This is a genomic window from Delftia sp. WSY_16 (genome assembly GCF_043104415.1).
GTDB lineage: Bacteria > Pseudomonadota > Gammaproteobacteria > Burkholderiales > Burkholderiaceae_C > Comamonas > Comamonas tsuruhatensis.
Genome location: NZ_JBICKS010000019.1, coordinates 777,757 through 798,233, shown reverse-complemented (window position 1 = coordinate 798,233; position 20,477 = coordinate 777,757). Strand labels below are relative to the sequence as shown.

The following is a 20,477-nucleotide window of genomic DNA, read 5'->3' as shown; positions in this document are numbered from 1 at the left end:
AGTATTTTTTTGATGGAGTAAGCTAGGCCGCATGAGCACCACCAACGTCTATCCGACCTCTGCGCGCGGCCCGGTCGAACACGATGTCCGGCAACAGATCGTGACTGCGGCGAAAGCGCATTTCAGCCGCTACGGCTACGAGAAAACCACGGTGTCCGACCTTGCCAAGGCCATCGGCTTTTCCAAGGCCTACATCTACAAGTTCTTCGAGTCCAAGCAGGCCATCGGCGAGATGATCTGTTCCAACTGCCTGATGGAGATGGAGGCGGAGATCCGCCAGGCCGTCGCCAGCACGGATGCGCCTCCCGAGCAGCTGCGGCGCCTGTTCAAGGCGATCGTCGCTGCCACGCTGCGGCTTTTCTCCGAGGACCGCAAGCTGTACGAGATCGCCATTTCGGCGTCGGCCGAGCGCTGGCAGGCAGCGCAGGCCTATGAGGAACGCATGCATCAGCTGCTGCTGCAGGTGCTCGACGCCGGGCGCCAGCGGGGCGACTTCGAGCGCAAGACGCCGCTGGATGAAACCGGGCGCGCCATCTTCCTGGTCATGCTCCCCTATCTGAACCCGGTGATGCTGCAGCACAGCCTCGACCATGCGGACGAGGCGCCCGCACAACTGGCCGGATTGGTGCTGAGAAGCCTGTCGCCCTAAATCCTGCAGTCGTGACCATTGACATAAATGGTCACTAATCACAGAATCGGGTCCTGCTCATTGATCGGGACCCCCTCATGCTTCGGCACCGCCATCTGTCCATCGCCGCTGTCGGCGCACTGTCACTTGCACTCGCAGCCTGCGGCAAAAGCCCGCCGCCGGATCCGCGCACCCAGCCACCCCTCGTTCGCACCGTCCTGGTAGCGCCAGGCAATGCTTCCGAGCGCGTCTTCACCGGCACCATCGCGGCCAGGGTGCAGGGCGATCTTGGATTTCGCGTGGCCGGCAAGGTGCTCGAGCGCCTGGTGGATACAGGCCAGACGGTCAGGCGCGGCCAGGCATTGCTGCGCCTCGACCCGGTGGACCTGAAGCTGGCCGCCCATGCCCAGCAGGAGGCCGTCGCAGCCGCCAGGGCACGGGCTCAGCAGGCCAGCGACGAGGAGCAGCGCTACCGGGACCTGCAGGGAACGGGTGCCGTTTCGGCCTTGGCCCATGAACAGATCAAGGCGGCCGCGGATGCCGCCCGCGCCCAGCTCAGGGCGGCCGAAGCGCAGGCCGCCGCAGCGCTGAACGCCAGCCGCTACGCCGAACTGCTGGCCGATGCCGATGGCATCGTGATGGAAACACTTGCCGAGCCTGGCCAGGTCGTCAGTGCCGGCCAGGTGGTCGTGCGCCTCGCCCATGCCGGCAGGCGCGAAGCAGTCGTCCAGTTGCCCGAGACACTGCGCCCCGCGCTGGGCTCGGCGGCCCAGGCCCGCCTGTTCGGCAGGGAGGAGATGGTCATCCCCGCCAGACTGCGCCAGCTGTCCGATGTGGCCGACCGGGCCACCCGCACCTTTGAGGCCCGCTATGTGCTGGACGCCGGCGCGGCGGCCAGCGCTCCGCTGGGCAGCACGGTCACGCTCAGGATTGGCGGGACATCGACGTCGACATCGACATCGACGGCCGGCAAGTCAACCCTGCAGGTCCCCATCGGCGCCATCCTCGATGAGGGCAAGGGCGCCGCTGTCTGGGTGGTGCAGGGCGATCAGGTCAGGCGCCAGCCCGTCACCGTGGTTCAGGTGCAGGACGGCAATGCCCAGGTGGCGGGTGCGCTCGACCAGGGGGACCGGATCGTCGCGCTCGGCGCGCATTTGCTGAGCGAGGGTGCGCAGGTGCGGCTGGACAGCGAGGCGCCGGCGCCTTCAACGGCAACAACGGCAACAACGTCCACGGCGTCCTCCGTGTCCAAGGGAGCGTCCCGTGAGTGAAGGCCGTTTCAACCTGTCGGCGCTTGCCGTCCGTGAGCGCTCCATCACGCTGTTCCTGATCCTGCTGATTTCGCTGACGGGTGTCTTTGCCTTCCTGAAGCTGGGCCGGGCGGAAGATCCGGCCTTCACCGTCAAGGTCATGACCATCATCACGGCCTGGCCTGGCGCCACCCCGCAGGAAATGCAGGACCAGGTGGCAGAGAAGCTGGAAAAGCGCCTGCAGGAGCTGCGCTGGTATGACCGCACCGAAACCTTCGTCAGACCGGGGCTGGCCTTCACCACGCTGACCCTGCTTGACTCCACACCCCCCGGCGAGGTGCAGGAGGAGTTCTACCAGGCCCGCAAGAAGCTCGGTGACGAGGCCCGCAACCTGCCGGCGGGCGTGATCGGCCCGATGGTGAACGACGAGTACGCCGACGTGACCTTTGCGATCTACGCCCTCAAGGCGCGCGGCGAGGAGCCCCGGGCGCTGGTGCGCGATGCCGAAGCCTTGCGCCAGCGTCTTTTGCATGTGCCGGGCGTCAAGAAGGTCAACATCGTCGGCGAGCAATCCGAGCGGATCTACGTGGAGTTCTCGCACGAGCGCCTGGCCACGCTGGGCATCAGTCCGCAGGACGTCTTCGCGGCATTGAACAACCAGAACGTCCTCACGCCTGCCGGGTCGGTGGAGACCCAGGGTCCGCAGGTGTTCATCCGCATCGACGGGGCGTTCGACGCGCTGCAGAAGATCCGCGACACGCCCATCGTGGCCCAGGGCCGCACGGTCAAGCTGTCCGACATCGCCACCGTCCAGCGCGGCTACGAAGACCCCTCGACCTTCATCATCCGCAACGGTGCGGAGCCGGCCTTGCTGCTGGGCGTCGTCATGCGCGACGGCTGGAACGGGCTGGACCTGGGCAAGGCGCTGGACAGGGAGATGGGCGCCATCAACGCAGACATGCCGCTGGGCATGGGCCTGACCAAGGTGACGGACCAGGCCGTGAACATCAGCGCCTCCGTCGATGAGTTCATGCTCAAGTTCCTGGCCGCGCTGCTGGTCGTGCTGGTGGTGTGCTTCGCCAGCATGGGCTGGCGCGTTGGCGTGGTGGTGGCTGCGGCCGTGCCGCTGACGCTGGCGGCCGTGTTCATCATCATGGCTGCCACGGGAAAGAATTTCGACCGCATCACGCTCGGCTCGCTGATCCTTGCGCTGGGCCTGCTGGTGGACGACGCCATCATCGCCATCGAGATGATGGTGGTGAAGATGGAAGAGGGCTACGACCGCGTGGCCGCGTCCGCCTACGCCTGGAGCCATACCGCGGCGCCCATGCTGTCCGGAACGCTGGTGACGGCGGTGGGCTTCATGCCCAACGGATTCGCACGCTCCACGGCGGGCGAGTACACCAGCAACATGTTCTGGATCGTCGGCATCGCGCTCATCGTGTCCTGGGTGGTGGCCGTGGTGTTCACGCCCTATCTGGGCGTGAAGATGCTGCCCCCTCTCAAGAAGGTCGAAGGCGGACATGCGGCAATGTATGGCACGCCCCGCTACGAGCGCCTGCGGCGCGTGCTGGGCAAGGTGATCGCCCGCAAGGGCATGGTGGCCGCAGTCGTGGGCGGGCTCATGGTGGCTTCCGTGCTGGGCATGTCCATCGTGAAGAAGCAGTTCTTCCCCATCTCCGACCGGCCCGAGGTGATGGTCGAGGTGCAGATGCCCTACGGCACCTCCATCGGCCAGACGAGCGAGACCACCCGCACGGTGGAAGCCTGGCTGCTGCAGCAGCCCGAATCGGAGATCGTGACCGCCTATATCGGCCAGGGCGCACCGCGCTTTTTTCTGGCCATCTCCCCTGAGCTGCCCGACCCGTCGTTCGCCAAGATCGTCGTGCGCACCGCCAACCAGGCGCAGCGCGACGCGCTCAAGCTCAGGCTGCGCGAGGCCATCGCCCAGGGACTGGCCCCGCAGGCGCAGGTGCGCGCATCGCAGATCGTGTTCGGGCCGTACTCCCCGTTCCCCGTGGCGTATCGCGTCTCCGGCCCCGACCCGCAGCGGCTGCGCGACATTGCCGGCCAGGTGCACCAGGTGCTGCACGACAGCCCGATGATGCGGACCGTGAACTCCGACTGGGGCGTGCGCACCCCTGTCATGCGCTTCACCCTGGACCAGGACCGGCTGCAGGCCATGGGCCTGACCTCTGCGGCGGTCGCGCAGCAGCTGCAGTTCCTGCTCAGCGGCGTGCCCGTGACCTCCGTGCGCGAGGACATCCGCACCGTGCAGGTGATGGCGCGTTCTGCGGGCGGCACCCGCCACGATGTGGCCAGGGTCGGCGACTTCACGCTCACCAACGCCACTGGCCAGCGCATACCGCTGTCGCAGCTGGGCGAGGTCACCGTGCAGATGGAGGAGCCCGTCATGCGCCGCCGCGACCGCATGCCCACCATCACGGTCCGCGGTGATATCGATGACAGCCTGCAGCCGCCCGATGTCTCGGCGGCCCTCACCCGGCAGCTGGAGCCCATCAGGAAGGCGTTGCCTGCGGGCTACCGCATCGACGAGGCCGGCTCCATCGAGGAATCCGGCAAGGCCATGACGGCCATGCTGCCCCTGTTCCCGATCATGATCGCCATCACGCTGATCATCATCATCTTGCAGGTGCGGTCGATATCGGCCATGGTCATGGTGTTCCTGACCAGCCCCCTGGGATTGATCGGCGTGGTGCCGACGCTGATCGTCTTTCAGCAGCCCTTCGGCATCAATGCACTGGTGGGGCTGATCGCGCTGTCGGGCATCCTGATGCGCAACACGCTGATCCTGATCGGGCAGATCCAGCACAACGAGCAGGAGGGGCTTGCGCCGTTCCAGGCGGTGGTGGAGGCCACCGTCCAGCGCGCCCGGCCCGTGATCCTGACCGCGCTGGCGGCGATCCTGGCCTTCATCCCGCTGACCCAATCGGTGTTCTGGGGAACGCTGGCCTATACGCTGATCGGCGGCACGCTGGCCGGCACGGTGCTGACGCTGGTCTTCCTGCCCGCCATGTACTCGATCTGGTTCAGGATCAGGCCCGGCGAATCCCCGCGCTGATCCACGGCAAATGCGCCAGCGGCCCGGGCCGATTGGCCACAATGGCGCATCCCGTTCCAGGCTCAGGAGGCCATGCATGTCCGATATCCGCTGCGGCGATTCCACCCACCATCGCACCTCTTGGGGCCGCCGCTGCGCGCGCGCCGCCGCACCCGTGCTGGCGGCGCTGCTGCTGTCGCCGCTGGCCCAGGCAGCGCTCAAGGTGGGCGACACCGCGCCGCGCTTCACCACGCCGGCTGCGGTGGCGGGCAAGGCCTTCGATTTCGACATGGCCGCCACCCTCAGGAAGGGGCCGGTGGTGCTGTATTTCTTCCCCAAGGCCTTCACCCAGGGCTGCACCATGGAAGCCCACGCCTTTGCCGAGGCCACGCCGCGTTTCGCGGCCATGGGCGCCACGGTGGTGGGCATGTCGCATGACGACATCGATACGCTCAAGCGCTTTTCCACCGAGGCCTGCCGTGACCAGTTCGCCGTGGCATCGGACCCGCAGGCGCAGACCATCCGCGCCTACGACGCCTCGGCCGCCGCCAACCCCCAGCGCGCCGACCGCATCTCCTACGTGATCGGCCAGGACGGCAAGGTCCGCTTCGTGCACATGGGCTCGGACCCGGACGAGCATGTGCGCCAGACCGAGGCCGCGGTCAAGCGGCTGACCGGAAAGTAGCCCGCCGCGCGGCCCCTGTCAGGGGCCGTTGCCCTCGCTGGCCAGGATCTCGGCGTATTCCTCGTCCGTGAACAGCCTGGAGCGTGTGTGGAAGGCCTTGCCCGTGCTGCCCTCCAGCGAGAAGGTGCCGCCCTGGCCCTCGATCACGTCGAGGATGAGCTGGGTGTGCTTCCAGTATTCATACTGCGACTTGCCGATATAGAAGGGCGCGCCGCCCACCTGGCCCAGCAGCACGTCCTGGGCGCCTATCGTCAGCTCGCCGGGCAGGTAGCAGTTGGCGGCGCTGTTGTCGCAGCAGCCGCCGGACTGGTGGAAGAACACCGGCCCGTGCTGGGCCTGCAGGTCGGCGATCAGCGCCAGCGCGGCGTCGGTGGCAATCACTTTGTCAACCATGGGTTGGTCCTTTCCTGGGCGGCCGGCCGCGCTGTGCGCCGCCGGCCGCATTCACCTGGGAAGAACTTCAGAAGAAGCCCAGCTTGTTCTCGCTGTAGCTGACCAGCAGGTTCTTGGTCTGCTGGTAGTGGTCCAGCATCATCTTGTGGGTTTCGCGGCCGATGCCCGATTCCTTGTAGCCGCCAAAGGCCGCGTGCGCCGGGTAGGCGTGGTAGCAATTGGTCCACACGCGCCCGGCCTTGATGGCGCGGCCCATGCGGTAGGCCACGTTGCCGTTGCGGCTCCACACGCCCGCGCCCAGGCCGTAGAGCGTGTCGTTGGCAATGGCCAGGGCCTCGGCCTCGTCCTTGAAGGTGGTCACGGCCAGCACGGGGCCGAAGATTTCCTCCTGGAAGATGCGCATCTTGTTGTGGCCCTTGAACAGCGTGGGCTGCACGTAGTAGCCGCCTTCCAGGTCGCCGCCCAGATGGGCCTGGCCGCCGCCGGCCAGCACCTCGGCGCCCTCCTGCTTGCCCAGGTCCAGGTACGACAGGATCTTGGTGAGCTGCTCCTTGGACGCCTGCGCGCCCATCATGCTGTCGGTGTCCAGCGGGTTGGCATGCCGGATGGCGGCCACGCGCTGGAGCACGCGCTCCATGAAGCGGTCGTAGATGCTTTCGTGGATCAGCGCGCGGCTGGGGCAGGTGCAGACCTCGCCCTGGTTGAAGGCGAACAGCACCAGCCCTTCGACGGCCTTGTCGAGGAAGGCATCGTCCTTGTCCATCACATCGGCGAAGAAGATGTTGGGCGACTTGCCGCCCAGCTCCAGCGTGGCCGGGATCAGGTTGTTGGCGGCGGCCTGGGCGATCACGCGGCCCGTGGAGGTGGAGCCCGTGAAGGCGATCTTGGCGATGCGCTTGCTGGTGGCCAGCGGCATGCCGGCCTCGCGGCCGAAGCCGTTGACGATGTTGAGCACGCCGGGTGGCAGCAGGTCGGCAATGAGCTCGGCCAGGATCAGGATGCTGATGGGCGTGGACTCGGCCGGCTTGAGCACCACGCAGTTGCCTGCGCCCAGCGCGGGCGCCAGCTTCCAGGCCGCCATGAGGATGGGGAAGTTCCAGGGAATGATCTGGCCCACCACGCCCAGCGGCTCCTGGATGTGATAGGCCACCGTGGTCTCGTCGATATGGCTGAGCGCGCCTTCCTGGGCGCGCACGCAGCCCGCGAAATAGCGGAAATGGTCCACGGTCAGCGGGATGTCGGCATTCAGCGTCTCGCGGATGGCCTTGCCGTTGTCCACGGTCTCGGCATAGGCGAGCAGCTCCAGGTTGGCCTCGATGCGGTCGGCGATCTTCAGCAGGACGTTCGCACGCTCGGCCGCGCTGGTGCGGCCCCAGGCGTCGCTGGCGGCATGGGCGGCGTCCAGCGCCAGTTCGATGTCTTCGGCCGTGGAGCGCGCGGCGCGGGTGTAGACCTTGCCGCTGATGGGGGTGACCACGTCGAAGTACTGCTCCTTGACCGGAGGTACGAACCTGCCGCCGATGAAGTTGTCGTAGCGGGCCTTGTAGGCGATCTTGGCGCCAGCGGCGCCGGGTGCTGCGTAGACGGTCATGCTGCTTGTCTCCTGAGGATGCTTATGGGTCTGTTGTGATCGGGTGTGGATCGGGATATCCGGCCATGGCCGGACGGCAGACATGATTCAAAAGCCGTGCCAGCCTGCAGGCCGCAGGGCAGGTGCCCGCAAAGGCACGCGGGACGGAGCTGCTTCGGGTATTCCCGTGCGCGTTCGCCCTGTGCCGTGACGTTGCGCAACAGGACAACTGTCCAGAAATGGAACAGTCGGGCGCCTGACCCGCCACTTGGCTTGCCCGGTGCCCGCCGGCCCCGCATACTGGCCCGCAACGCGGCGCAATGACGCCCGAGCAGGAGACAGCATGCAATCGAGAGCCTCCCTTGTGGCCTTGCGCCAGGCCCGTCACAGCCTGATGGAGTCGGGCCGCTGCCCCAGCGGCCTGGTGGACGAGCGCCTGGCGCGCTCGTGGCAGCGCTGCATCGAGCAGGGACTGCGTCCCACAGGACGGCTGGGCGCCGCCGACAATCTGGAGCAGCATGCGCTGGGCGTGCTGCGCAGCCGCCACCATGCGCTGCTGGCGCATTCACGGCCCGTCATGGAATACCTGTCCGAGCAGGTGCGCGGCAGCCAGAGCGTGGTGGTGCTGGCCGGCCCCTGCGGCACCCTGGTGGATACCTGCGGCGACCCTTTCTTTCTGGGCAAGGCCGAGCGCGTGGCCCTGGCCAGCGGCGCGTCCTGGCATGAGGCGCAGCGCGGCACCAATGCCATCGGCACGGCACTGGCCGAGATGGACTCCATCGAAATCCAGGGCGGCGAGCATTTCCTGGAGCGCAACGGCTTTCTCACCTGCGCGGCCGCGCCCATCCTGTCGGGCACGGGCCAACTGCTGGGCATCCTGGACATCTCCAGCGAACATGGCCGGGGCAGCCCGCACACGCTGGGCCTGGTCGGCACGGCGGCCCGCATGATCGAAAACCGCCTCATGGCCTGCGACGGCCAGCGCCACATCCGCCTGCACCTGCACGCGCGGCCCGAAGGCATTGGCACGGTGGGCGAAGGCATTGCGCTGATCTCGGGCGACGGCTGGGTGGTGGGTGCCAACCGCGCCGCTCTGGCCTTGCTGCGCCTGTCGCACGCGCAGCTGGGCAGCGTGGCGCTGGACCAGGTGCTGGACGCCAGCCTGCAGGAGCTGCTGTCACGCCAGCACCGCCAGCCCGATGCGGCCCAGCCGCTGCGGCGCCATGACGGCACGGCGCTGTTCGGCCAGCTGGTGCCGGACCGGCGCACCATCATGGCGGGGGCGGCGGCGCAGACAGTGCAGGAGGCGCTGGGAGCGCGGCAAGCGGGGGAAACACGGCAGGCCCCCCGCGATGCGCTGGCGCGGCTGGACACGGGCGATGCGCGCTGGCGTGCGGCGGCCGACAAGGCCCGGCGCGTGCTGGGCAAGCCGATTGCGCTGCTCATCCAGGGCGAGTCCGGCGTGGGCAAGGAATGGTTTGCGCGCGCGGCCCACGACAGCGGGCCGCGCCGCGACGGCCCCTTCGTGGCCATCAACTGCGCGGCCATGCCCGAGTCGCTGATCGAGGCCGAGCTGTTCGGCTACCGCCAGGGCGCCTTCACGGGCGGGCGGCGCGAAGGACAGGCGGGCCTGCTGCGCCAGGCGCACGGCGGCACCCTGTTCCTGGACGAGATCGGCGACATGCCGCTGTCGCTACAGACCCGGCTGCTGCGCGTGCTGCAGGAGCGGCAGGTGGTGCCGCTGGGCGGTGGCACGCCCGTTGCGGTCGATTTCGCGCTGGTCAGCGCCTCCAACCGCAGGCTGCGCGAGGATGCCGACCAGGGGCGCTTTCGTGCCGACCTGTACTACCGCATCAACGGCCTGGCCGTGGAGCTGCCTCCGCTGCGCGAGCGCAGCGACTTCGAGGCACTGGCCGCGCGCATGCTGGCCGACATCGAACCCGCGCGCCCGCTGCGCATGGCACCGGCCCTGCTGGCGCAGCTGGCCGGCCATGGCTGGCCCGGCAATCTGCGCCAGTGCGCCAGCGTGCTGAGAACGGCCTGCGCCATGCTCGACCCCCATGAGGACTGCCTGCAATGGCAGCACCTGCCCGACGACTTCCAGGCCGAGCTGGCGCAGACCGCCCGCAGCGGCCCCCGGCTCGACGCTGCGCCGCAGAGCCTGGATGAACTCTCGCGCTCGGCCGTGCGGCAGGCGCTGGAGAACTGCCGGGGCAATGTCACCCAGGCCGCGCGCATGCTGGGCATCAGCCGCCAGACGCTGTACCGCAAGCTGGCCCAGGACCGTGCGGCGGACGGCTTGCGGCTGCAGTGAGGCGCCTGCCGGTGCTCAGGCCTTGAAGGTGATCCAGGGCCTGAGCTTCACGGCGGCGTGGATCAGGCCGGCCGCCTCCTGCGACTCGATGACCGGGCCGATGGGCTTGTAGGCTTCGGGCGCCTCCTCGATGCGGCGCTCCTCGCGCAGCGTCACGCATTGCCAGCCCTGCTCGGCCGCATGGCCTGCACGTGCCTCGGGGCGCAGCGCGCGCACGGCCTGGCGGCGCATGCGCCGCCCCGCGCCATGGCTGCAGGACCAGAGCCAGTCGGCCGCGCCCAGGCCCGTGACCAGGTAGGATGCATCGCCCATGGACCCCGGGATCAGCGCGAAGTCGCCCTCGTTGGCCGGCGTGGCGCCCTTGCGGTGGATGTTCATGCCGCCTTGCTGCAGGACCACGTTGTGCGGCACATCGACCACCAGGCGCGAATCCGCTGCGCCCACGATCTGCTCCAGGTCCTTGCGCACCAGCTCGGCCAGCACCACGCGGTTGGCCCAGGCATAGCGCGCCGCCACGCCCATGGCCTGCAGGTACTCGCCGGCCAGCGGACCCGACAGGCCGTACAGGCCGCTGGCCGGGTGCTTCACGCCTTGCGGCCACTCGGCCCGGGCGCGGTCCATCCAGGCCTGGCCCACGTAAAAGCCCAGGTCGCGCGAGCCGCTGTGGATCATCACCACCACGTCGCCCGCGCGCAGGCCGGCCCGGTAGGCCGCGTGGCGGTCCAGCACCTCGTCGACCACCTGCAGTTCCACGAAATGGTTGCCCGATCCCACCGTGCCCAGGCACGGGTCGCGGAACACGGCATGGCGCTCCTGCAGATAGGCATGGGGCGCGTGGCGGGCGCTGCCAGCGAAGCTGTCCAGGCCGATGCAGGCGGCCAGCTCGCGGTGCAGGCGATCCCTGTCGACATGGCCCCACAGGCCCTGGCCGTTCAGCCGGTCCACAAAGGCGGCCGACCCGTGGTCGAACAGCGCGCGGAAGGCGGCCGTGGTCACGGGCACGTCGCGCCCGCTGCCCAGCAGGCTGGCGGTCAGCAAGTCCACCAGCCGGCCCTTGTGCGGTGCCAACTGGTCCAGCCGGGCGCCCGTGGTCAGCAGGCGCACGCTGCAGTTGATGTCCGTGCCGATGGCGGCCGGAATGACGAAGTCCGATGGCGTGGCCACCACGCTGCCCACGGGCGCCACCGTGCCCGGATGGAAGTCGGGCGTGGCGCAGGCGCGGCAGACGGCGCCGTGGCTGCCCTGGCCGTCATGCCGGCGCACGGCCGCAAAGGCCAGCAACTGGCGCACGGCCTTGTCCTCCAGGGGAAGACTGTCGGGAAGAAGAATGTGGGCCTCGGCCTGGCCATCGCGCACGTGGTAGATGCCGTCGCGATAGTCGAGAGAGATGCCCGTGCGTGCAAAGGCACGCTGGAGTCGTTGAGGAGTGCTCATGGCTGCAGATCCGCGAGGCCTGGTTGGCGCTCGCCGCGTCCGATGGGTGTACGGACGATGAAAGACACCCGGGCGGCAAAGGCCCGGAAAACGTCTTTCCTGCAGCAGCTCGTTCAAGAAAGAAGGGACGCAGTATAGCGGGATCCGCGCTGGACGGCAGGCGCTACGCGTTGCGCCGCTCGTACTGGGCGATGGCGTTGAGCAGCAGAGGCGAGAACTTCTTCGCGTAGTCGGCGCCGCTCCACTGGCTTGACGATCCGCTCAGGTGCAGGGCGCCCAGCGGCACGCCGTCGGCATCGACCACGGCGGCGGCCAGCGCGACCTCGCCCATGATGAATTCATCCACCACCATGGCGTAGCCGCGCTCGCGCACCTTCTTCAGTTCCGCCTGGACGGCCTTGGCGGTGGTCAGCGTCCGGGGCGTGCTGGCCACCAGGCGGCCGGGGGCCAGCAGCTGCTCCACCTGCGCCTCGTCCAGCCGGGCCATCACGGCGCGCCCGCCTGCCGTGCATTGCAGGGGCACGCGCCGGCCCACGAGCGAGGCGTGGTAGTGCTCGGTACTGGTCTGATGGCGCAGCACATGCACCAGCCAGTCGCCGTCGCGCAGCGACAGGCTGATCTTCTGCTCCGTGTCCTTGGACAGCTGCAGCAGCAGGGGGTTGAGCGCCTCCGCCAGCGCATGCGTGCGCAGGAAGTGGAAGGTCAGGTCCAGCACGCCCGGGCCCAGCCGGTAGCGGCGGGTCTGGCTGTTTTGCTGCAGGTAGCCCTCGGCGCTGAGGGTGTAGGCGTAGCGCTGGGCGGCGCTCTTGTCCAGGCCGCTGCGCTCCATGATTTCCGTGAGGCTCAGGTCGCCCGCCGCGCCCTTGAAGCAGTCCAGCACGCGGAACGCCTTGCCCACGGAGCCCACATACAACGCGTTTTCGATCATCGTTTTACCTGATTGTGAATCTGAAGTATTAAATAACAATACCAAGTATTGAAAAATACGGAGGCAGCGGATGCCACAGCAAGCCATTGTCAGTGCGGACCGGGCGGTCGGCGCGTCGGAGTGGATCAAAGGCCAGCGGGAGAACATGCTTTCGCTGCTGGCCGACATCGTCAACATCGACTCGGGCAGTTTCGACAAGCCTGGCGTGGCGCGCGTGTTCCGGCGCCTGGAGGCCTTCTTCCTGAGCCAGGGGCTGCAGGTCAGCCCGCATTTCGTCGATGGCGTGGAGGCGGCGATCTCGGTCACCGTGAACGCGGGCAGCACCGTGGGCAGGCCCGTGCTGCTGATGGGGCACTGCGACACGGTCTTCCCTGAAGGCGAGGCCGCGCGCAGGCCGTTCCGCATCGAAGGCGGCAGGGCCTACGGCCCGGGCGTGGCCGACATGAAATCGGGCATCGTCATGAACGCCTTCCTGCTGGCTGCGCTGGCCCACAGCGCGGAGCCTGCGCCCGAGGTCACGGGCCTGTTCACCTGCGACGAGGAAATCGGCTCGCCCCTGAGCAAGTCCGTCATCGAGCCCTTTGCGCGCAAGGCGGGCTTTGTCTTCAATGCGGAGCCGGGCCGGCCTTCGGGCAACGTGGTCACGGGCCGCAAGGGCGGCGTGTTCTTCGGCGTGGAGATCGAGGGCAAGGCGGCCCATTCGGGCGCCAACTTCGCCGAGGGCATCAGCGCCATCTCGGAGCTGGCGCACAAGGTGGTGGCGCTGGACGCGCTCACCGACCTGGACAAGGGCGTCACGGTCAACGTGGGCCTGGTGTCGGGCGGCCTGTCGGTGAACACGTCGGCGCCGTCGGCCAAGGCGGCCATCGACCTGCGCATCTTCGACCTGGACCAGCGCGAGTCCCTGGTGGGCCGCATACGCTGCATCTGCGACAAGTCCTTCATCCAGGGCACGCGCTCCACGCTGAACATCACCGGCGAGTTCCGCCCCTTCGTTCCCACGCCGCAGTCGCAGCAATTGTTCGAGCTGTACCAGACCGAGCTGGGCGCGCTGGGCCACAAGGCCGAGGGCGAGTTCAGCGGCGGCTGCGCGGACTCGGGCGTGACCTCCAGCCTGGGCGCCATCACGCTGTGCGGCACCGGCCCCGTGGGCGGCAAGTTCCACACCACCGGCGAGTACTGCGAAGTGGACACCATCGTCCCGCGCGGCCTGGCGGTGCTCCACACCATTGCGCGCCTGCCCCACGCCCGGTGGTAGGGCGCGCCTGATTCCCGCCTTCCCCCTCAAGCCACTGCCTGGTGCACTTTCATGAATCCACTTGCCTTGCCCACACGCCGCTCGCTCCTGAAAATCGCCGCCGGCCTGCCGCTGGCGCCCCTGCTGCTGCAGCCTGCCGCGGCCTCGGCGCCCGGCCCTGTCAGCCTGATGGTGCCCTACCCGGCAGGCGGGCCCAGCGACGTCAGCGCCCGCATTCTGAGCAAGCCCATAGGCGAGGGACTGGCGGCCAAGGTGATCGTGGAAAACCTGGGCGGCGCCACGGGGACGATTGCCGCATCCAAAGTGCTGGGCGCCAGGGCCGACGGCAGCATGTTCTTCCAGGGCACGCAAAACGAACTCATCCTGCCGCCGCTCACCAACAAGGCCGTGCGCTACCAGCCCGATGCGTTCGAGAACCTGCAGTACATCACCGTCACCCACCTGGTGCTGCTGGTGCGCTCGGGCCTGCCGGCCCGGAACATGGAAGAGTTCCTGGCGCTGGCGCGCTCGCGCAACGAAAGCAATTCGCTGACCTACGGCTCGGTGGGCGTGGGCTCGCTCTACCACCTGATCACCGAGTACATGGGCAAGGTGGTGAAGGTGCCGTTCACCCACGCGCCCTATGCGGGCACGGCGCCCGTGATCCAGGACCTGGCCGGCGGCCAGATCGACTTCAGCATCATGCCGTTCCAGGCGTCCATGCTGGAGATGATCCGCACCGGCCGCTTCCGGGCGCTGGCCGTGCTGTCGCGCAACCGGCCTGCGGTGCTGTCGGCCGTGCCCAGCATCACCGAAGTGCCGGCGCTGCGCGATTTCGAGTACGCCAGCCTGGCGGGCTACTTCGTCAAGCGCGGCACGCCGCAGGACGTCAAGCAGCGCCTGAACCAGGCCATCGGCCAGGCCCTGCTGGACCCGCAGGTCATCGCCAAACTGGAGGCCGACGGCCGTGACGTTGCCAAGCCCATGGGCCTGGACGATGCGGCGGCCGCCTATGCGCGCGAGATCGCCAAGTACCGCGAGATGATCCGCGTCACGGGATACGTGCAGGCGGATTGAGAACGAAGGCCGCAACCTAAGCGAGTGCACCCTCCAGCAGCTCGGCCATGCGCGGCAGGTCGGGATCGGCGCTGGTCACCAGCCAGATGGCGCGCTCATAGGCGGCGCCCGCAATGGGCAGCATGCGGCAGTCGCCCATGAAGCGCTCCAGGCCCGTCCAGTGCGGCACCAGGCCCACGCCCATGCCGTCGGCGGCCAGCATGGCAATGGCCTCCAGCGCGTCCAGGTCGCACAGCACCGCAGGCTCCAGCCCCTGGTCGGCCAGCCAGTCGGCCGCATGGCGGCCACCCCAGGCATCGGGGTCGTAGCGTATGTAGGGCAGGCTGCGCAGCAGCGCGGCAGGCCGGCCGCGCGCCTGGGGCGGTGCCAGCAGCACCAGCGGCTCGCGGCGCAGCTGCACGCTGCGCAGCGCCTTGGGCAGTTCAAAAGGGGGCGCCACGATGACGGCGGCATCGAGCTCGCCGGACTGAAGCATCTGGAACAGCGCGCGCGAGGTGCCCGGCACGATGACGGGCCGGCACTGTGGCGCCGCCTGCGTGAGCTTGCGCAGCGCGGCCGGCAGCATGCCGGTGAGCGCGGTCGAGATGGCGCCGATGCGCAGCGTGCCGGCCAGGCCATCGGCGCTGGCATCGCTGCCCAGCAGCGCGGCCTCGCGCACTAGGCGCCGCGCGCGCGGCAGCAGGGCCACGCAGGCCTGGGTGGGGCGGGCCGCATGGCCGCTGCGCGAAAGCAGGGCAAAGCCCAGCTCGCGCTCCAGCGCCTGCACGCGCTGGCCCACGGCGGCGGCGGTCAGGTGCTCGGCGCGCGCCGCATCGGCGATGGAGCCGCTGTCCACCACGGCGATCAGGCTCTTGAGATAGCGGGTCTCCAAAAGATTTCCTTGGGGATTGCAAAGAAATCAACGCTATCACTTTTGAAAAGCCTCTGCTAGGCTCGCGCCACCCACGGCAGGCCACGGCCTGCGAACCTGCCTGCACCACAAGCACAACCAAAGGATCAGCCATGCGCACCAGTTTCCACCTTGCCTACCATGTCCGCGATCTGGACGAAGCGCGCGCCTTCTACGGCACGCTGCTCGGCTGCCAGGAAGGCCGCAGCACCGAGACCTGGGTGGACTTCGACTTCTTCGGTCACCAGATCTCGCTGCATCTGGGCGAGCCCTTCCCGGTCACGAACACCGGCCGCGTGGGCGACCACATGGTGCCCATGCCCCACCTGGGCCTGGTGATGGCCATGGACGACTGGAAGGCCCTGGCCGCGCGGCTGTCGGGCGGCGTGGTGGACTTCGTGCTGCAGCCCGGTATCCGCTTCGAGGGCGAGCCCGGCGAGCAGGCCACCATGTTCTTCCGCGACCCCAGCGGCAATCCCATCGAGGTCAAGGGCTTCGCCGATCTGGACAAGGTCTTCGCCAAATGAGCGGCTCGCTGTCTCCTCGCGCCTCGCTCCCCCCGCTTCCTTTCGTCTGCGCACCCGGCTATCCGGCCGCCCAGGCCTGGCTGCAGGCCCTGCAGGCGGCCCTGCCCGAGGAGCGCGTGGTGGCGCTCGATACGCTGGATGCCGACCAGCGCGCGGCCTGCGAGGTCGCCATCGTCGCCAACCCCCAGCCCGCTGACCTGCGCACGCTGCCGCGCCTGCAATGGGTGCACAGCGTCTGGGCCGGCGTGGAGCGCCTGGTGGCCGACCTGGGCGATACCGACCTGCGCATCGTCCGCCTGGTGGACCCGCAACTGGCCGACACCATGGCCGAGGCCGTGCTGGCCTGGACCCTGTACCTGCACCGCGACATGCCGCGCTATGCCCGCCAGCAGGCCGTGCGCCAATGGCTGGCGCATGACGGCGTGCGCGCGCAGGACAGGACCGTGTCGCTGCTGGGCCTGGGCGCACTGGGCAAGGCCGCCGCGCAGCGGCTGCTGTCGGCCGGCTTCCAGGTGCGCGGCTGGAGCCGCACGCCCAGGCAGATGGAAGGCGTGCAATGCCATGCGGGTGATGCCGAGCTGCCCGCCATGCTGGCGCAGACCGACATCCTCGTGTGCCTGCTGCCGCTCACGCCGCAGACGCGCGGCATCGTCGGCGCGCAGGCGCTGGCCGCGCTGCCTGCCCATGCCTCGCTGATCAACTTTGCGCGCGGCCCCATCGTGGACGATGCCGCGCTGCGCGCCGCCCTGGATGGCGGCCGCCTGGCCCATGCCGTGCTGGACGTGTTCGAGCAGGAGCCCCTGCCCGAAGCGTCCTGGCAGTGGGCGCACCCCGCCGTGACCGTGCTGCCCCACATCTCGGCACCCACGGACCGCGCGACGGCATCGGCCATCGTGGCGGGCAACATCCGGCGCTGGCGTGCCAGCGGCGAGCTGCCGCAGGCGGTGGACGCGGCGCGGGGCTACTGAGGGCGGCTGCGGTACGGCTATGGCACGGCCATGGACTGGCTTCTGAGCCAGTCCATGACGGCGCGCACATGGGGGCCCGGCTCGCGTTGCTCGCCCACAGCCAGATGGTAGGTATGGCCGGTGATCGAGGGGCCGAAGGGCTGCAGCAGGTGGCCGGCCGCAATGTCCTCGGCCACCAGGGCCAGGCTCACCAGGGCAATGCCATGACCGGCAATGGCCGCCTGGATGGCATGGCCCTCGTCGGAAAAGCGCAGTTGCCCCGCCGGTGAATTCCAGGCCAGGCCTGCCTCGTCAAACCAGCGCTCCCAGGTGGGATTGCTGGCGTGCGCAGTCTTCCAGTCAAAGCGGATCAGCGGCAGGCGGGCCAGGTCGGCCGGACCCAGCACGCCCAGCCGGGGATTGGCCACGGGCGCAAAGCGGTCGCTGAACAGGGGCTCGGCCACCAGGCCCGGATAAGGGCCGCGCCCGTAGCGCACGGCGATATCGACGGCATGGGAGCGCAGGTCCACCACATCGTCCGAGGCCTGCAGTTGCAGGTCCACCTCCGGGTGCATCGCGCGGAAGCTGGCCATGCGCGGCACCAGCCATTTCACGGTGAACGCATTGGTGGCCGAGATGCTGACCTGGGCGCGCAGGCGCTTTTGCAGCAGGCGCTCCAGCGTGGCGGCAAAGGCGTCGAAACCGTCGCGCAGCACCGGATAGAGCTGGGCGCCCGCCTCGGTCAGCACCACCTTGCGTACCTGGCGATCGAACAGCGCCAGGCCCAGCTGTTCCTCCAGCGCGCGGATCTGGTGGCTGATGGCCGTGGGGGTCACGGCCAGGTCGTCGGCGGCCTGCTTGAAGCTGCCCAGGCGGGCGGCGGCCTCGAAGGCGCGCAGTGCGGAAAGCGGCAGCTGGTTGCGTTGCATGAGGGCTGGAGGACGCAAGGGTCGGGTGAGGAATAGGGTGAGGAAAACTCATCTTATGCCTGACAAATGAACCTTTGTCGCAATCATCCGGCTTGCCTATCGTCCACCCATTCCCCAAGCGCGATCCTGCCGGGGATGGATGAAGGAAATGAAACCATGCTGCACCGTGTCACCACGCAACCCGACCCCTACGAGCCGTTTTTGCTGTCGCAAGGCATTCGCTTTGGCGGGCTGCTGTTCATCTCCGGCCAGGCCGGCGCCGGAGACGATGGCCGCATCGTGCCGGGCGGCTTCCTGGCCCAGGGCCGGCAGGCGTTTGCCAATCTGCGCCGCGCGCTGGAGGCGGGCGGCTCCAGCCTGAAGGACGTGATCAAGGTCACCATCTTCGTCACTGACATGGGCCACTTCGACGAGGTGGTTGCCCTGCGCCGCGAGTTCTTCGGCGCCCCCTATCCGGCCGACACGATTGCCCAGATCCAGGCGCTGTACGACCCGGCGGCCATGATCGAGATCGAGGCCATTGCAGCCGTGCGTGATGGCCAGGCCCGCTGACATGGTTGCGGCCGTTCTGTTCCGATGGCCTGGCCACGGCGTGCATGGCCAACGACTGGAGCCGATGGGGCCGATATCTGATTCCTTCAACCGCCGAGTAGTCCCGAGGTGCTCAGCGGCCCCGGCGACAGCTGCTGCCCCCAGGCCTGCGTCAATGCCTCGATGGCATCGCCCACCACGCGGCAGGCCTGGGTGAGCTTGCCGTGCCGGGGCAGGGCCAGCGTCACATGGCGCACCAGGCCGGGGTTGACCAGGCGGCTGGCCTGCAGCCGGCCCTGGCGCAGTTCGGCATCGATGGAGTACGGGCCGATCACCGAGTAGAGGCCGGTCGCATGGGCCACGAGTTCCTTTTGCACGGTCAGCGAGTCGGCCTCGGCCGCCGCCGCGAGCCGAAAGCCGTGGCTGTGCGCGGCCTCATCGAGCGCATCGCGCCAATGGCTGGGGCGTCGCGGCAGCACCAGTTGCAGGCCGTCGAGCGCGGCGAACTCCGTGGTGGGCGCCAGGGTCAAGGGGTCGCCAGGGCGCGACACCAGATAGCTGTGCGCGGTGCTCAGCAGCCGCTCGTCGCCGCCGGCCGGGCGCGCGAAGCGAAAGAGGATGGCCAGGTCCACGGCACCGCTGTCCAGCAGCGCGTCGAGCTCCGTGCCCTGGGCCTCGGTGATGTTCAGGCGTATGCCCGGATGCTCGCGCTGCAGCCAGTCGAACACATGCGTCATCAGCGGGTGCGCGGCCGAGGGCACGATGCCCAGCCGCACCTCGCCCCATAGCTGGCCTGCGTCCGCACGCAGCGTTTCCTGCAATTGCTCGGTTTCCTGCAGCCAGCTGCGCAGCCGCAGCGCGGCCCGCGCGCCCAGCGGCGTCAGCGTGACGCCCCGGCCCGTGCGCCGCAGCAAGGGGCCGCCCAGAGACGCTTCGAATTCGCTGATCTGCCGGCTGATGTGCGACTGCACGGTGTGCCGCCGTGCCGCGACCTTGCTGATGCTGCCGGCTTCGGAGACCTCGAGGAAGAGCTTGACGCTGGGCAGGTGCATGGTGGTTACCCGGTTGAGGTATGCCTGATGAGGCAATTCTGAAAGCCTGAAATTCTATCTATCCAGATATCAACGGGATTTCTACAGTGCAGTCATGCCTTGCCAGCGGCCTTGCCGTGGCAGGTTTTCCAGACACCGAACCTAAGGAAAATCCGTTGAAACTCGCCAGCTTCATCCATGCCGGACAGCCCCGCTACGGGCAGGTTCTGGCCGAGCGCTTCCTGCTGCCGCCCGCCGACTTTCTCGCCCGCCATCCCGACCTGCTGTCTGTGCTGCGCGCACAGGCGCTGGGCGAGCTGGAGCAGGCCCTGCAGGCCGGCTCCGTGTCCGTCGATGCGGCGCAGACCCAGGCGCTGCCCGTCATCCCCAACCCCGGCAAGCTCATCTGCGTGGGCCTGAACTACAAGACCCATGTGGCCGAGACGCGGCGCGCCGACAGCGAGCACCCGTCGCTGTTCCTGCGCTTCAACGACAGCCTGGCCGCCGATGGCGACGAGCTGCTGCGCCCGGCCTTCTCGGAGCGTTTCGACTGGGAGGGCGAGCTGGCCTTCGTCATCGGCCGGGGCGGGCGCCACATTGCAAAGGAAGATGCCTTCGACCACATCGCCGGCTATGCCTGCTTCAACGATGTGAGCGTGCGTGACTGGCAGCGCCATACGCACCAGTTCACGCCCGGCAAGAACTTTCCCGGCACGGCGCCCTTCGGCCCCTGGCTGGTCACGCGCGACGAGGTGGCCGACGTGCGCAGCCTGGCGCTGCAGACCCGCCTGAACGGCAGCGTGATGCAGCAGGCCAGCCTGGGCGACCTGATCTTCGACATCCCCACCATCGTGGCCTATGTGTCGCGCTTCACGCCGCTGTCGCCCGGCGACGTGATCGCCACGGGCACGCCGGGCGGCGTGGGCGACCGCCGCGAGCCGCCTCTGTACATGAAGCATGGCGATGTGGTCGAGGTCGAGATCACGGGCCTGGGCGTGCTGCGCAACCGTATCGGCACGGATAGCGCTGCCGTCTGACTCCGGAGA

The 20,477-nt window shown here is 68.6% G+C and carries 18 protein-coding genes; 11 read left to right on the top strand and 7 right to left on the bottom strand.

Annotation, left to right across the window (positions count from 1 at the left end; all coding sequences use genetic code 11):
- Positions 1–31 precede the first annotated feature (31 nt).
- The 4 genes from ACF8O7_RS13030 (at position 32) to ACF8O7_RS13015 (ending at position 5,624) form a co-directional block, all read left to right on the top strand.
- Positions 32–649, top strand: a complete 618-nt coding sequence (locus ACF8O7_RS13030; RefSeq protein ID WP_126310959.1) for a TetR/AcrR family transcriptional regulator — start codon at positions 32–34, stop codon at positions 647–649.
- A gap of 77 nt (positions 650–726) precedes the next feature.
- Complete coding sequence (locus tag ACF8O7_RS13025) at positions 727–1,899, top strand: efflux RND transporter periplasmic adaptor subunit (RefSeq protein ID WP_126310958.1); 1,173 nt, start codon at positions 727–729, stop codon at positions 1,897–1,899.
- Complete coding sequence (locus ACF8O7_RS13020) at positions 1,892–4,960, top strand: efflux RND transporter permease subunit (RefSeq protein ID WP_275824382.1); 3,069 nt, start codon at positions 1,892–1,894, stop codon at positions 4,958–4,960. Before ACF8O7_RS13025 ends, ACF8O7_RS13020 begins: the two co-directional genes overlap by 8 nt.
- Positions 4,961–5,036: 76 nt before the next feature.
- The gene (locus tag ACF8O7_RS13015; protein ID WP_016445472.1) at positions 5,037–5,624 is read left to right on the top strand and encodes a peroxiredoxin; all 588 of its coding nucleotides are present in this window, start codon (positions 5,037–5,039) and stop codon (positions 5,622–5,624) included.
- Between the two features lie 18 nt (positions 5,625–5,642).
- On the opposite strand, the gene ACF8O7_RS13010 is transcribed toward ACF8O7_RS13015, so the two are convergent.
- Together ACF8O7_RS13010 and ACF8O7_RS13005 are read right to left on the bottom strand one after the other, a co-directional pair.
- On the bottom strand, positions 5,643–6,017 hold the full coding sequence (locus ACF8O7_RS13010; RefSeq protein WP_012207448.1) for a DUF779 domain-containing protein: 375 nt from the start codon (positions 6,015–6,017) through the stop codon (positions 5,643–5,645).
- A gap of 67 nt (positions 6,018–6,084) precedes the next feature.
- Positions 6,085–7,608 (bottom strand): aldehyde dehydrogenase family protein, encoded by a 1,524-nt coding sequence (locus ACF8O7_RS13005; protein ID WP_012207447.1) that lies wholly within the window; start codon positions 7,606–7,608, stop codon positions 6,085–6,087.
- Between the two features lie 322 nt (positions 7,609–7,930).
- Here ACF8O7_RS13005 and ACF8O7_RS13000 point away from each other — a divergent pair, with 322 nt between their 5' ends.
- Positions 7,931–9,901, top strand: coding sequence for a sigma-54-dependent Fis family transcriptional regulator (locus tag ACF8O7_RS13000; RefSeq protein ID WP_070080890.1), 1,971 nt, complete (start codon positions 7,931–7,933; stop codon positions 9,899–9,901).
- A 15-nt stretch (positions 9,902–9,916) separates the two neighbouring features.
- On the opposite strand, the gene ACF8O7_RS12995 is transcribed toward ACF8O7_RS13000, so the two are convergent.
- Both ACF8O7_RS12995 and ACF8O7_RS12990 read right to left on the bottom strand, forming a co-directional pair.
- The gene (locus tag ACF8O7_RS12995) at positions 9,917–11,335 is read right to left on the bottom strand and encodes an RtcB family protein (protein ID WP_126310957.1); all 1,419 of its coding nucleotides are present in this window, start codon (positions 11,333–11,335) and stop codon (positions 9,917–9,919) included.
- A 163-nt stretch (positions 11,336–11,498) separates the two neighbouring features.
- Entirely contained in the window at positions 11,499–12,263 is a 765-nt protein-coding gene (locus tag ACF8O7_RS12990; protein WP_013800690.1) for an IclR family transcriptional regulator, read from the bottom strand.
- Positions 12,264–12,408: 145 nt separating this feature from the next.
- On the opposite strand from ACF8O7_RS12990, the gene ACF8O7_RS12985 reads away from it, so the two are divergent.
- Positions 12,409–13,521, top strand: a complete 1,113-nt coding sequence (locus tag ACF8O7_RS12985; protein WP_227472464.1) for a M20 family metallopeptidase — start codon at positions 12,409–12,411, stop codon at positions 13,519–13,521.
- Positions 13,522–13,572: 51 nt separating this feature from the next.
- On the top strand, positions 13,573–14,577 hold the full coding sequence (locus ACF8O7_RS12980) for a tripartite tricarboxylate transporter substrate binding protein (protein WP_043822121.1): 1,005 nt from the start codon (positions 13,573–13,575) through the stop codon (positions 14,575–14,577).
- 16 nt (positions 14,578–14,593) lie between these two features.
- Here ACF8O7_RS12980 and ACF8O7_RS12975 read toward each other — a convergent pair whose 3' ends face one another.
- Complete coding sequence (locus ACF8O7_RS12975) at positions 14,594–15,448, bottom strand: LysR substrate-binding domain-containing protein (RefSeq protein WP_017406764.1); 855 nt, start codon at positions 15,446–15,448, stop codon at positions 14,594–14,596.
- Positions 15,449–15,579: 131 nt separating this feature from the next.
- On the opposite strand from ACF8O7_RS12975, the gene ACF8O7_RS12970 reads away from it, so the two are divergent.
- Together ACF8O7_RS12970 and ACF8O7_RS12965 are read left to right on the top strand one after the other, a co-directional pair.
- The gene (locus ACF8O7_RS12970) at positions 15,580–15,993 is read left to right on the top strand and encodes a VOC family protein (RefSeq protein ID WP_012207434.1); all 414 of its coding nucleotides are present in this window, start codon (positions 15,580–15,582) and stop codon (positions 15,991–15,993) included.
- Positions 15,990–16,961 (top strand): glyoxylate/hydroxypyruvate reductase A, encoded by a 972-nt coding sequence (locus ACF8O7_RS12965; protein WP_126310955.1) that lies wholly within the window; start codon positions 15,990–15,992, stop codon positions 16,959–16,961. The genes ACF8O7_RS12970 and ACF8O7_RS12965 overlap by 4 nt, the downstream gene beginning before the upstream one ends.
- A gap of 17 nt (positions 16,962–16,978) precedes the next feature.
- Here ACF8O7_RS12965 and ACF8O7_RS12960 read toward each other — a convergent pair whose 3' ends face one another.
- A complete protein-coding gene (locus tag ACF8O7_RS12960) occupies positions 16,979–17,869 on the bottom strand; it encodes a LysR substrate-binding domain-containing protein (protein WP_016445481.1) in 891 nt (296 codons plus the stop codon).
- A gap of 156 nt (positions 17,870–18,025) precedes the next feature.
- Between ACF8O7_RS12960 and ACF8O7_RS12955 the strand changes: the two genes are divergently transcribed.
- Complete coding sequence (locus ACF8O7_RS12955) at positions 18,026–18,421, top strand: RidA family protein (RefSeq protein ID WP_126310954.1); 396 nt, start codon at positions 18,026–18,028, stop codon at positions 18,419–18,421.
- 86 nt (positions 18,422–18,507) lie between these two features.
- Here the strand turns inward: ACF8O7_RS12955 and ACF8O7_RS12950 are convergent, their stop codons facing one another.
- Positions 18,508–19,452, bottom strand: a complete 945-nt coding sequence (locus ACF8O7_RS12950) for a LysR family transcriptional regulator (RefSeq protein WP_017406769.1) — start codon at positions 19,450–19,452, stop codon at positions 18,508–18,510.
- Positions 19,453–19,607: 155 nt separating this feature from the next.
- On the opposite strand from ACF8O7_RS12950, the gene ACF8O7_RS12945 reads away from it, so the two are divergent.
- Positions 19,608–20,468 (top strand): fumarylacetoacetate hydrolase family protein, encoded by an 861-nt coding sequence (locus tag ACF8O7_RS12945; protein WP_126310953.1) that lies wholly within the window; start codon positions 19,608–19,610, stop codon positions 20,466–20,468.
- The last annotated feature ends 9 nt before the right edge of the window (positions 20,469–20,477 follow it).